Source organism: Leucobacter sp. CX87 (assembly GCF_018682295.1).
GTDB lineage: Bacteria > Actinomycetota > Actinomycetes > Actinomycetales > Microbacteriaceae > Cx-87.
In genome coordinates, this window is the sequence record NZ_JAFIRI010000007.1 from 26,639 (window position 1) to 39,028 (window position 12,390).

The 12,390-nt window shown below is 68.6% G+C and carries 11 protein-coding genes; 4 read left to right on the plus strand and 7 right to left on the minus strand.

Annotation, left to right across the window (positions count from 1 at the left end; all coding sequences use genetic code 11):
* Nucleotides 1-10: 10 nt before the first annotated feature.
* Entirely contained in the window at nt 11-1,420 is a 1,410-nt protein-coding gene (locus tag KOE53_RS10995) for an aldehyde dehydrogenase family protein (RefSeq protein WP_188058523.1), read from the plus strand.
* A 74-nt stretch (nt 1,421-1,494) separates the two neighbouring features.
* On the opposite strand, the gene KOE53_RS11000 is transcribed toward KOE53_RS10995, so the two are convergent.
* From KOE53_RS11000 to lysA, 4 genes are read right to left on the minus strand one after another with little or no spacing between them, the layout of a single operon-like run.
* Nucleotides 1,495-2,301 (minus strand): amino acid ABC transporter ATP-binding protein, encoded by an 807-nt coding sequence (locus KOE53_RS11000; RefSeq protein ID WP_285895464.1) that lies wholly within the window; start codon nt 2,299-2,301, stop codon nt 1,495-1,497.
* A complete protein-coding gene (locus KOE53_RS11005) occupies nt 2,298-3,293 on the minus strand; it encodes an amino acid ABC transporter permease (RefSeq protein ID WP_188058524.1) in 996 nt (331 codons plus the stop codon). The genes KOE53_RS11000 and KOE53_RS11005 overlap by 4 nt, the downstream gene beginning before the upstream one ends.
* Complete coding sequence (locus KOE53_RS11010) at nt 3,293-4,225, minus strand: ABC transporter substrate-binding protein (RefSeq protein ID WP_188058525.1); 933 nt, start codon at nt 4,223-4,225, stop codon at nt 3,293-3,295. The genes KOE53_RS11005 and KOE53_RS11010 overlap by 1 nt, the downstream gene beginning before the upstream one ends.
* A gap of 19 nt (nt 4,226-4,244) precedes the next feature.
* Entirely contained in the window at nt 4,245-5,555 is a 1,311-nt protein-coding gene (lysA, locus tag KOE53_RS11015; protein ID WP_188058526.1) for a diaminopimelate decarboxylase, read from the minus strand.
* A 93-nt stretch (nt 5,556-5,648) separates the two neighbouring features.
* Between lysA and KOE53_RS11020 the strand changes: the two genes are divergently transcribed.
* On the plus strand, nt 5,649-7,256 hold the full coding sequence (locus KOE53_RS11020; RefSeq protein WP_188058527.1) for a PucR family transcriptional regulator: 1,608 nt from the start codon (nt 5,649-5,651) through the stop codon (nt 7,254-7,256).
* Between the two features lie 77 nt (nt 7,257-7,333).
* On the plus strand, nt 7,334-8,329 hold the full coding sequence (locus KOE53_RS11025) for an alpha/beta hydrolase (protein ID WP_188058528.1): 996 nt from the start codon (nt 7,334-7,336) through the stop codon (nt 8,327-8,329).
* Between the two features lie 29 nt (nt 8,330-8,358).
* Here KOE53_RS11025 and KOE53_RS11030 read toward each other — a convergent pair whose 3' ends face one another.
* On the minus strand, nt 8,359-9,087 hold the full coding sequence (locus KOE53_RS11030) for a uracil-DNA glycosylase (protein ID WP_370566970.1): 729 nt from the start codon (nt 9,085-9,087) through the stop codon (nt 8,359-8,361).
* A 7-nt stretch (nt 9,088-9,094) separates the two neighbouring features.
* On the minus strand, nt 9,095-9,745 hold the full coding sequence (locus KOE53_RS11035) for a type 1 glutamine amidotransferase family protein (RefSeq protein WP_188058530.1): 651 nt from the start codon (nt 9,743-9,745) through the stop codon (nt 9,095-9,097).
* A 63-nt stretch (nt 9,746-9,808) separates the two neighbouring features.
* Between KOE53_RS11035 and KOE53_RS11040 the strand changes: the two genes are divergently transcribed.
* Nucleotides 9,809-11,005, plus strand: coding sequence for an NAD(P)/FAD-dependent oxidoreductase (locus tag KOE53_RS11040; RefSeq protein WP_188058531.1), 1,197 nt, complete (start codon nt 9,809-9,811; stop codon nt 11,003-11,005).
* 13 nt (nt 11,006-11,018) lie between these two features.
* Here the strand turns inward: KOE53_RS11040 and KOE53_RS13740 are convergent, their stop codons facing one another.
* Entirely contained in the window at nt 11,019-12,242 is a 1,224-nt protein-coding gene (locus KOE53_RS13740; protein ID WP_188058532.1) for a tail fiber protein, read from the minus strand.
* Between the last annotated feature and the right edge of the window lie 148 nt (nt 12,243-12,390).

The window sequence follows — 12,390 nt, forward strand, 5'->3', positions numbered from 1 at the left end:
AGGAGCAACCATGCAGACGTTCGACGAACTCTTGGGAGCGGTCGCGGCCGAGCCCGGCACCGGACGAGACATCTTCGACCCGGCCACCGGCGAGCTCGTCGGCGCCGCGCCGGTCCACACGACCGAGGACCTGGAGCGCTCGGTCGCTGCAGCCCGCGCCGCGCAGCCCGCGTGGGAGGCCCTCGGCCACGCCGAGCGCAGCCGCCTGCTGCACGCCGCCGCCGACGCGATTGATGCCTCGTCGGAGGCGCTCGCAGAGCTGCTCTCGCGCGAGCAGGGCAAGCCGCTCGACGGCCCGAACGCCCGTTTCGAGGTGGGCGGATCCTCACTCTGGCTGCGCAACGCCGCCGACACCGTGCTCGAGCCCGAAACCCTCGTCGACGACGCAAGCGGCCGCGCCGTGCTCACGTACCGCGCGCTCGGCGTCGTGGCCGCGATCGGCCCGTGGAACTGGCCGATGATGATCTCGATCTGGCAGATTGGCCCGGCGCTCCGCATGGGCAACACGGTCGTCGTCAAGCCGTCCGAGCACACCCCGCTGAGCGTGCTCGCGCTCGTCAAGGTGATGAACCAGGTGCTGCCCGCCGGCGTGCTCGAGGTCGTCAGCGGCGACCGCGAGGTCAGCGCGGCGCTCACTGCGCACCCCGAGATCGACAAGATCATGTTCACCGGTTCGACCCCGACCGGCAAGGCCATCATCCGGTCCTCCGCAGACACCGTGAAGCGACTCACCCTTGAGCTCGGCGGCAACGACGCCGGCGTCGTGCTCGACGATGTCGACCCCGAGGCGATCGCCGAGGACCTGTTCTGGGGCGCGTTCATTAACACGGGCCAGACCTGCGCCGCGCTCAAGCGGCTCTACGTCCACGACGCCGTGTACGACCGCGTGGTTGCGGCCCTCGCGGCCCTCGCCGCCAACGTCCCTATGGGCCGCGGCCTCGACGCCGGCAATGTGCTCGGGCCGTTGCAGAACCGTCAGCAGTTCGACATCGTCGACCGCCTCGTCGAGTCGGCGAAGGCCTCGGGCGCCCGCGTGGTGCTCGGCGGCGAGCCCAACCGGGAGGCCGCGGGCAACTTCTACCCGACCACCCTCGTTGCGGACATCGACAACGACAACGACCTTGTCACGGAAGAGCAGTTCGGGCCGGCGCTGCCGATTATCCGCTACTCCACCGTCGACCAGGCGATCGAGTGGGCGAACGGCCTCGACGTCGGCCTCGGCGCCTCGGTCTGGTCCTCGAGCCGCGAGCGCGCGCTCGAGGTCGCCGGCCGCCTCGAGGCCGGCACCGTCTGGATCAACAGCCACGGCGGGCTGCACCCGCTCGTCCCGTTCGGCGGGTCGAAGCAGTCCGGCTACGGGCTCGAGTTTTCGGTCGAGGGATTGAAGAGCGTCGCGGCGACCCGGGTGATCAGCGGCTAGCGTTCGATCCTGCACAAGAGAGCGGGCCAGGCGGGAGAAATCCCACCTGGCCCGCTCTCTGCGCTCAGGACGAGCTATCTCACGCTTTCCAAGAAGTTCTTGGTGCGCTGTCGCTGCGGGTTGTCGAGCACCTCGCTCGGCTTCCCGGCCTCGACCACGACGCCGCCGTCCATGAAGACGACCTGATCGGCGACCCCACGGGCGAAGCCGATTTCGTGCGTGACCACAATCATGGTCATGCCCGAGTCGGCGAGTTCGCGCATGACGTCGAGCACGTCGCCGACGAGTTCGGGGTCGAGCGCGCTGGTCGGCTCGTCGAACAACATGAGCTTCGGCTCCATCGCGAGCGCCCGCGAGATCGCGACGCGCTGCTGCTGGCCACCCGAAAGCTGCGCCGGGTAGTGGTTCGCGAAGTCCGCGAGCCCCACTCGATCGAGCAGTTCGAGCCCGCGGGCGCGTGCTTCCGCCTTCGGCCGCCCCGCGATGCCGGTCGGCGCTTCGATGATGTTCTCGAGCGCCGTCATGTGCGGGAACAGGTTGAAGCGCTGAAACACCATGCCAATGCTGCGGCGCTGCTTCGCGATCTCCTTTGGCGTCATCTCGTGGATCTTGTGACCCGCCTGGCGATAGCCGATCAGCTCACCGTCCACGATGACTCGGCCGCCGTCGATGGTCTCGAGGTGGTTGATGCAGCGCAGCAACGTCGACTTCCCCGACCCCGAGGGGCCAAGCAGCACGGTCACGGTACCCGCCGGCACCTCGAGTGAGACGTCGCGCAGCACCATGTGGGCGCCAAAGCTCTTGCGCACCCGTCGAATCTGCACGAGGGAGTCGTCGCCGATGGCGGGACCGCCGGGCAGCGTCTGATCGATCATCGTCATGGCTGGACCTCAATTGCTGTCGTCTCAGGCGCGGGCGCGGGGCCGGGGCGCCGGTTCGCGAAGGCCTGTCGCATCCGCTGGATCGGCGTGGGCGGCAACGAGCGGCTGCTCCCCCGGCCGAAGCGGCGCTCAAGGTAGTACTGCGGGATGGAGAGCACGCTCGTCATGAAGAGGTACCAGGCACTCACGACGATCAGCAGCTCGACCTGCTTGAGGTTCTGCGACGAGATCATCGATGCCTGGGTGTAGAGCTCGAGCACGGCGATGACCGAGAGCAGCGAAGTGTTCTTCAGCATCGAGATGAGCTCGTTGCCCATCGGCGGGATGATCACGCGCATCGCCTGGGGCAAGAGCACCCGACGGAACGTGTACAGCGGCGACATGCCGAGCGAGTACGAGGCCTCGCGCTGACCCTCGTCCACCGAGACCATGCCGGCGCGCACGATCTCCGACGAGTAGGCGGCCTGGTTGAGCGTGAGGGCCAAGAGGCCCGCGACGAACGCCGAGATCAGCTGATTCGTGTCAATCTGCCAGAACACGATGTCGGTGAACGGGACGCCGAGCGTGAGCTTCTCGTAGAGCAGCCCCAGGTAGCCCCAGAGCACGATCTGCACGAGCAGCGGCGTACCGCGGAAGGCCCAGACGTAGAACCAGGCGACCGAACTGAGCACGGGGTTTGACGAGAGCCGCATCGCCGCGACGATCACGGCGAGCACCGTCGAGACCACCATCGAGATGGCGGTGATGACGATCGTCAGCCAGGCGCCCTCCAAGATGCGCTTGTCGAACAGGAACTGCCCCACCGCACCGAAGTCGATGTTCGGGTTCGTGGCCACCGAGCCGATGAACCCTGCGAAGACAAGGAGGACGATGATCGCGCTGATGAGTCGCCAGGGTCTGCGCAGCGGGATCGCGACGACGTCGTCCTCATTGGAGAGGTCGGTCGGGGCACCTCCCGAACGTTCTGTGAGCTGAGGGTTCGCGGCGGACATTACTCGCCCGCCCCCTGGTTGACCTCGGCGGACTCGATGGCGTACGCCTGGATGTTGTTGCGTTCGAGCACCTGGGCGTAGCTGCCGTCGTCAATGAGCGCCTGCAGGCCCTGCTGGATCGCGTCGATCAGCTCAGTGCGGTCTTTCAGGATCCCGATGCCGCTGTAGACCGGGTTGAATCCGGCGGGGTTCTTCGGGTCGCGCACGACGTCGAACGCGCCGCCGTCCTCGACCGTCGCGGCGACGTACTCGGCGACGACGGCGTCAGCGACATACGCGTCGCTCTTGCTCGCCCGCAGCGCGGTCTGCGCATCGGTGTCGAGCGGCAGCTCCATCACCGTCACCGGATCCGAGCCGCAGTCCATGGCGCGCAACAGGTCGCCCTGCACGGTCGCCTTTTGCACCGCGACGGTCTTGCCGCAGAGATCTAGCTGAGTGCCGACGCTCTTGGGGTTGCCCTCGGGGACCAGGATCGCGAAGCCGCCGTGCGTGTAGTTCACGAAGCTCAGCGTCTCTTGCCGCTCAGGAGTGTCGTTCATACCGCTCATGATGATGTCGTTCTTCTTCGCCTGGAGCGACGGGATCACCGAGTCGAAGGCCTGCTTGTTCAACGACACGTCGATGTCGAGCTTCTGCCCGAGCAGGCGCGCCAGCTCGGGGTCGAAGCCGATTTCGCGGTTGTTGTCGTCGTACATTGCCATGGGCGGGAAGGGAATATCGACGGCAACGTCGATCTTGCCCTTCTGCTGGATGTCCTCGGGCAGGAGATCATGCAGGGCGGGATCGGCCTTCGTCGAGATCTCGTCGCCGACGGGGAGGTTCGGGCCAGAGGTGTCGCCCGTGTCAGTCGACCCGGACGAGCAACCGCTCAACATGAGCGCGGCGATCGCCGCGGTGGAACCGATCAGGGTGAGTGTGCGTGAAAACTTCATTGTCTTCTGTGCCTTCTTGTTAGAGCGTCGCTTCCGCGAATGCGGGAGCGTGGGTGGCGAGGAGGTCGTCGTAGGTTTCGCGGCGCGTGACGAGGCGGGCCTCACCGTCGCGCACAAACACGATCGCGGGCTTGAGCGCGCCGTTGTAGTTGTTGGACATCGTGTAGGCGTAGGCCCCGGTCGCCGGCATGACGACAAGGTCGCCCACTCGCGCGGGCGGCATGGGCGCTCCGTCGACAAGCAGGTCTCCCGACTCGCACTGGCGGCCCACGAGCTGCACCGTCTCCGTCCAGGGCTCGGCCAGGCGGTCGGCGATGATCGCCTCATACCGCTGCTGCGTGAGCGCGATATCCATCTGGTCCGCGAGCCCGCCGTCGACCGCGACGAAGGTGTGGCCCGTGCGCTTGACCGTGACGACTCGATAGAGCGTGACGCCTGCCCGCGCCACGACTGAACGGCCGGGCTCGATCATGATCCGGGCGTCGGCCGGCAGGTTCCGCTTCGCGGCGGCGACGATCTCGTCCAGGTACTCGTCGACGGGCGGGGCCACCTCGTCGTAGGTGTAACTGATGCCGAGACCGCCCCCGACGTCGTAGGTGCCAAACGTTCCGACCGACGAGATCTTCGCGACGGCCTCAGCGAACTGCTCGGTGTCGAGAATCTGGGATCCGATGTGGAGGTGGACTCCCTGGAAGTCCATGAGGGGGTGCGCGCGCATGCGCTCGATAGCGTGGGCCGCCTGGTCCATCGGCAGGCCAAACTTTGACTCGAGGCCGCCGGTTGCCTGCGACGCATGCGTCTTCGCTTCGACGCCGGGGATGACGCGAAGCAGGAGCCGCTGCGGGCGGGTGAGCAGGCGCTCGAGCCGGTCAAGCTCGTCCTCGTTGTCGACAATGAGCGTGCCGACCCCGGCCTCGAGGGCCATCGCCAGTTCAGCATCGGTCTTCGCGTTGCCGTGGAAGTACAGGCGCGCGGGGTCCATCCCAGCCGAGAGGGCGAGCACAAGCTCGCCGCCGCCGGCGATGTCGACCGAGAGGCCCTCCTCCTGCGCGACGCGGTACATCCCGACGGCGGGCAGCGACTTCGAGGCGTACAGCACCTCAGAGTTGGGCCAGCGCTCACGCAACCCCTCGACGAACCGGCGAATCTGACGACGCAGCCCCGTCTCGTCATAGACGTGGAGCGGGGTGCCAAAGCGTTCCGCGAGCTCGGTGACCGAGACGCCACCTATCTCGAGTACGCCGTCGGCGCTCGCAGCGCTCTCTTCGGGCAGGATCCGCCACAGCTCGTCGAGCCGGGTGCCGGCCGGGGCAGGTTGGTGCACGCTCATCAGGACTCCTTCGCACGCGACTCCAATGTCGCTGGCCCCAGGCTACGTCGACAAATCGTCGAGAACTCTGGAGAAATCGGATAGCTTTGGCGCATGAACGCAGTGTTTCCCACACCACTCCCCGCGACGCCGCCCGTGCCGAGGGTCGAACTCGAGGCACTGCTTGCCCTCCTCGGCCCGCGCACCGCGCGCCTGATGGGCACCGTCTCGGGCACGACTGCCGTGACCGGCACCGAGTTTCTTGACGTCTCGGATGACCTGCCCGATTCACCGGGGACGTTGCTGCTGCTCCCCTCCGCGTCTTCGCTGAGCTTGGCCCGACTGGGTGCCCTCGCCACGTCTGCGGCAGCCGCGGGAGCCTCCGGGATCGCCCTCAAAGGCAGCCCCGAGCGGGCGCCGGCGCTCGCAGCTGTCGCCGAGTCGAGCGGGCTCCCGATCGTCCTCGTCGCCGACCGCATTAGCTGGCGCCTGCTCGACGGTCAGCTCACCCGGTACCTGGGTGAGGCCGCGTTCGAGGAGCACACCTCGCCCAACCAAGCCCAGGCCGAGCCCTTGTTTGCCATCGCGAACGAGCTCGCGGAGGTGTTCGGCGGCTCGGTCGCGATCGAAGATCTCAACCGCCGCATCCTCGCGTACTCCTCGGTCCCAGGCCAGCTCATCGACACCCTCCGCACCCACGGCATCCTGTCCCGCCAGGTGCCGGAGTCCCCGTTCAATGACGACCAGTACCGCACGGTGTTGCGCACGGATAGCCCGGTGATCTACCCGCGGCTCGACGATGAGGAGCCCCGGGTGGCCCTCGCGATCCGGGCCGGCAACCTGCCACTCGGCAGCATCTGGGCGATCGACGCCCACGCGAGCGAAACACTGAGCACCGAACGCGAGTCAGCGATCCGGCGCGCGGCGGCGCTCACGAGCGCCCTCCTACTCGATGACCTGCGCTTGCGTGAGGCGAACCAGCGCCCGCGCGAGGACCGCCTACGCACTCTGCTGACCGGGATCGACCTGACCGGCAGCGAGTTCGCCGAGCTCGGCGTGCCCGACGAGGCTGGCGCCACGCTGCTCGCCTTCGCGCTGCCAAACGATGACCCGGTGACACTCACCCAGCTCCGCTCGACCGCCCTCCGACACCTGTGGCTCGATCGCCCGGACGCGGTCGCCGTCGCCCATCGCGGCCGCGTGTACGCGCTCCTCCCGGGAACCGGGCCCGACGCCGCGTCCGAGTCCGCCGCCGCGCTGCTCCCCCTCATCGACCGCCTCATCCTGCCCGGAACGCGCGTCGCGCTGGCGGGGCCCGCGCATCGCCCGAGCGAGGTCGCGAATGCCCGGGCGCTCGCGGACCGGCTCATCGAGTCCGCCCTCCGCTCGGTCGACCCCGGGATCCCTCGGGTACTCACGGCGCAGGCACTCCGGCCCCTCCTCGTCGTGGAACGCGCGGCCGAGTTGTTGGCCGGTGCTGACGAGCTGCGTGACCCCGCGCTGACCGCCCTCGCGGCGCGCACTTCGACACGGGTGATCGCCGAGACCATCCTGGTGTGGCTGCAGTGTTTCGGGAATGTCGCCCAGACGGCAAGCGAGCTCGGCGTGCACGAGAACACCGTGCGGCAGCGGCTGCGGCGAGCCGAAGACGTGCACGGCATCGCGCTTGACCGCGCCGACGCCCGGCTCGCGGCCTGGCTGCAGCTGCGCGCGGGGCTCTGATGAGCGAGCGTCGCGCTTCGATGCGAAAATGGAGCACCCGCTTGCTGGGCCGCGCACCTATCGAATCGGAGTGATCGATGACGTACCCTGAGGAACCCTCTCCCCAGACCAACCAGCCGAACGCCGGGACCGCGACCTCGAGCGACACGGTGTTCCTGTGGTTGACGCGCGCGATCTCCACCTCCGGCATACTCGTGACCTCCTGGGCCGCTTGGGCGACCGGGCCCATGCTGATCCATGGGCACCCGGCCTACACCGTTCTGCTCGCCGCCGTCCTCGTTGTCAGCGCAGTGTGCGGCGTCCGCGCGTGGCGCCCGCGCCCGGTGGCTCCGCGTCGTTTCAAGGTGCTCCGCGCTGTCCTGATGGCCGGTTCGCTTGTCATCATTGGGATCTGCGCCTGGCTCGTCCCCTTCTCCGCCACCGAACCCGCGCTCTCGGCCATGCGCTCCGACGCCGCGGTGACGGTCACCGAAACCCCCACCGGCATCACGTTTTCCCCGACCGGTCAGACACACGAGAGAGGCGTGTTCTTCCAGCCAGGCGCGCGCGTCGATGCCCGCGCCTATGCTGCGGTGCTGCGGCCGCTGGCCGAGAACGGGTACCGCGTGTGGATCCCGAAACAGCCCCTCGGAATTGCATTCCTGTCCACGGGCGCGTTCGAAACGGCGCGAGACACCGCTGACGGCATCAGCAGCTGGGTCGTTGGGGGCCACTCGCTTGGCGGTACCGTCGCGGCGATCAATGCCGAGTCGTTCAGCGATGCCGCGAGCCGTCCCGTCATCGGCCTCATGCTCTACGCCTCGTACCCGGCCACCAACATGAGCGCGCTGTCCGCCCAGGTGCTGTCCATCTCTGGCTCGTTGGACGGCTTGGCGACTCCCGCCAAGATTCGAGCCTCGCAGGCGGATCTTCCGGCAGACACCTCATCTGTCGTGGTCGACGGCGCCGTTCATTCATTCTTCGGGGACTACGGCGAACAGCCAGGCGATGGCGTGCCGAGCATCTCGCACGACGCAGCCCGGCAGATCATCTCGGACGAGAGCCTCAGCTTCCTCGAGGCTTTGCCGCGGTAGCTCGCCCGATTGCCTCCGGGACGCAGTCGCTAGTCCCGAATCTCCCAGTCGATCGGCTCGGCGCCCTGGGCGACGAGCGCCTCGTTCGCCCGGCTGAATGGCCGCGATCCGAAGAATCCGCGCCGCGCCGACAGTGGCGACGGGTGGGCGCTCGAGATGACGGGCACTCCCGCGAGCAGCGGCGCGAGCTTCTGCGCATCGTTCCCCCACAGGATCGCCACGAGCGGACCGCCCCGGGCCACGAGGGCACGAATCGCGTGTTCTGTCACGCTCTCCCAGCCGCGGCCGCGGTGCGAGCCCGCATCACCCGCGCGCACCGTCAGCACGCGGTTGAGCAGCAACACCCCCGAGTCTGCCCAGGAGCCCAGGTCGCCGTGCGGCAGCGGAGCGACGCCCAGGTCGTCGACGAGCTCGCGCGAGATGTTCTGGAGGCTCCGCGGCAGTGGTCGCACAGCCCGGTCAACGGCGAACGAGAGCCCGATCGGGTGCCCCGGGGTGGGATAGGGATCCTGCCCCACGATCAGCACCCGCACCCGCGAAAGCGGGGTGCGAAACGCCGCGAAGATCCGTTCCTCGGCAGGCAGAATCTCGACGCCAGCCTCGCGCTCGCGGGTCAGGAAGCGCCCGATCAGCGAGAGCTCGGGCACGAGCGGGGCGAGCGCCTCGGCCCAGTCCGCGGCCAGTCCGGGGTGCGTCAGCAGCTCCGGCAGCACGGGAGGCCCGGCCGACGGTTCCGCTCGGCCCCCAGGCTCAGCCACGAGCGCCCTACTCGGCGCCGAGCGTCGACACCGTGACCGAGCCGTCGCCGGCGACGACCTGCCAGACGCTGCCGCTGCCCTGCACGACGAGCGCGCCCTGGCCGACGATGAGTGCGGTACCGGCATCGACCGAGAGCGCTTGGCCGACGAGCCCCGCCTCAGCGACCGCGATCAGGCGCGGCAGCGTGCCGCCGCCGATCGCGTCGACCTCGATGAGGAGGTCCACGAGGCCAGCTCCTTCGCCGAGCTCGACCTCAGAATCGTCGCCGAGCGGCCCGACGGGAACGCCGCCGATCTCGCCGCCGCCGAGGATCGCTGCGTCGCCGGCAAGCGCAGCGCCAGCGCCAATGCCGAGGTAGGGTGCGCCCCCACCGACGGCGTCGCGCAGTGCCTCAGAGATGGGGGCGAGGCCGGAGGCGATCGCCCGCCGGTCCTTGCCCAGGATCGCGACGCCGTGCGCCGCGCGCACCGCGTCGACGTCGCTCGCGTCGACGAGCGACGCGCCGAGGCGCTCGGCGAGGGCTGCGCCCGCGACGGCGTCGCCCAGGATCAGCAGGGCCGGCTTCGCCTCCGCCAACCGGGCCACGGCGCGAAGCTCGCGCGAGAAGTCAGATTCAACGAGCTCGGCGGAGCCCCCGCCCAAAAGATAAATGCTCACAGGCTCTAGGGTAGTCGCCCCGCGGCGAGCGCGGGGTCCGTGGCCTGGTGCCAGAATGATGAGATGCAGAACTTGGCGGCGCAGCCCGATTCCCCGACCCGCATCATCGTCATCGGGGCGGGAGCCTGGGGCACGCCCGCCGCCCTCCAGCTGCAGGATCGCGGCTTCGCCGTCACCCTCATCGAGCGCTTCGATGCCGGCTCCGTGTTCGCGTCCTCCGGCGGCAGCAGCCGGCTGTGGCGCCTCGCCGACACCGAACCGTGGCGGGCGCGCATGTTGGCGGGGACGGTCGGTGCCTTCGAGCGCCTCGGCAAACGAGTCGGCACCCCGGTGTTTCGACACACGGGCATGCTCTGGCGCGACGACCTCTCACTTCCAGCTGCACGCGAGTCGATCGCGGCGATCGGCATTGCGCACACCGAGGTGCCCGCGGATCACGTCGGCGACTTCATCCCGGGACTTCGCCCCGACGGCCGGGACGCGATCTTCGTGCCCGACGCCGGGGTCGTGCACGCCGACGTTTTGATTTCGCGCGCGCTCGCGGCGTTCACCGCAGCCGGCGGCACCTACCTCCCCCAGACCGAAGTGGTGGGGGTTTCGACGGCGAACGGCCTCGCCACGGTCGCGCTCGCCAGTGGCGACGCGCTCGACGCCGAGCAGGTGCTCGTCACGGCAGGCCCCGGGTCGGGACCGATCCTCAGGACCCTCGGCCTCGATATCTCACTCACGCCATATCTCGAGCAGGTTGTGTACTTCGGCGACCCGTTGCAGCGTCCGCCCGCCCCTGATCTTCCCGCCCTATTCGACGGCCCGACCGATTCCGTTCCCGGGATCTATGCGATGCCGTCGGGCGACGCCGGCTACAAGGTCGGGCTCGACACCCCGCTGCGGCCGCTCTCGGGCGGCACCCTTGGGGACGATCTTGATCGCGCCGAGGTGCCCGAGCGCACTGAGCTCATCCGCGCGCGGGTGGAGCGCGACCTCGCCCGCGTCAGCCCGCTTGTCCTCAACACCCAAGTATGCACGTGGACGGACTCGGCTGACGGAGACTACGTGATCGGACGGGTCCGACCCGAGGTAACGATCGCCTGCGGCGACTCAGGCGAGGGATTCAAAGTCTCGGCCCTTCTGGGCGAGCTCCTCGCCGACCTCGTCACAGGCGTGCCGGTGGACGACGAGCTCGCGGGGCGCTGGAGCCCCACGCGCTTCACCGCGGAGTTGCCCGCCAAGTCTGGCCCTTCCGCAATGGGTCGCCACTAGCGAGCGTCGTCGTCTACTGAATCCCCGGGTAGAATCCGAGGGTGCAGATGGACCACGACATTCCCTTGGGAGTGATTGCACGCATATCGGGCACGGCAAAGGTGTGCTGGCCGTCCCCACCGAACCGAGTTCCGAGCAAGGAATACAGTGCTTGGTTTGTGCTGATCGCGAGCAGCCGACCATCCGCCAAGACCCCCATGGGGGACGGTCCCCCACCAACACTGGTCGCGTTCAGCACAAGCGTCCCCGTGGTGCAGCCGTCAGGTTCATACCTCGGGATTCCAAACGTCGACTGACCGAAGTACTGATCGAGTGTTGATACGCCCGCCGGTCCTGCCGGGCCTTGCGGGCCCATCGGCCCCTGAGCTCCGGGGACGCCCGGTTCGCCTTGTTCTCCCTGTTCGCCCATCAGGCCGTTCAGGCCCGCCTCCCCGTTTTCGCCGGGAGCTCCCTGCTCTCCAAGGTCGCCTTTCTCGCCCTTGTCACCTTTCTCGCCCTTCTCGCCCTTCGCTCCAACGCTTGCGACGGCGATCCAAGCAGTCGAAACCCCGGGCTCGGCGCCGACGTTCGACTGCGCCGCGACATAGGCACTGCCGCCGTGCGTGACCACCGAGCTCGGCGGGCCCGCCGTGTACGGTGTCACCGCGTTCCATGCCGAGACCGCTGTCCAGGCGGCGACCCCGTCGGCACCATCGGCACCGTCGACCCCATCGGCACCGTCGACCCCGTCAGCACCGTCGACCCCGTCAGCACCGTCGACCCCGTCAGCACCGTCGACCCCGTCAGCACCGTCGACCCCGTCAGCACCGTCAGCACCGTCGACCCCGTCGACCCCATCAGCACCGGGCGTGCCAGCCACACCCTGGCTCCCGGTCTTGCCAGGGGCACCGGCGACCCCCGGGGACCCCGGGGACCCGGGCGATCCGGTAGCACCCGGGGATCCTGCACGGCCGGCTTCACCGGCTGCGCCCGCCGGCCCGGGAGCTCCCGTCAGCCCACGTGCGCCCGGCTCACCGGTCACCTCTGTCGCGGCTTCGCCGCTCCACACCACTGGGACCAGGCCCGCGCCGCAATCCTCACCCTGGGCCACCAGCGTGAGCTCCTGGGTGCCGACGGCAACGCAGCCCGAGTACTGGGCGAGCTGCGACTGAGCGTCTGCCCCGGCCCCGCTACAGCCTGCGAGCAGCAGGGAAGCAATGACCGCACCCACAGCGGTCACCTGACTCGAAGTCTTCATTGTTTCTCCAATTCCATGCACGGCAATGGAAATACTTTATGTAATTTTGACTTCAGTCAATTGTCTGGCGTGAGTCGACTGCGCGAATTGTTCGTTTCCTGCGCGATGTGCGCGCTCGTGCAGCACTACCGTGCGCGCTACGCCTTCG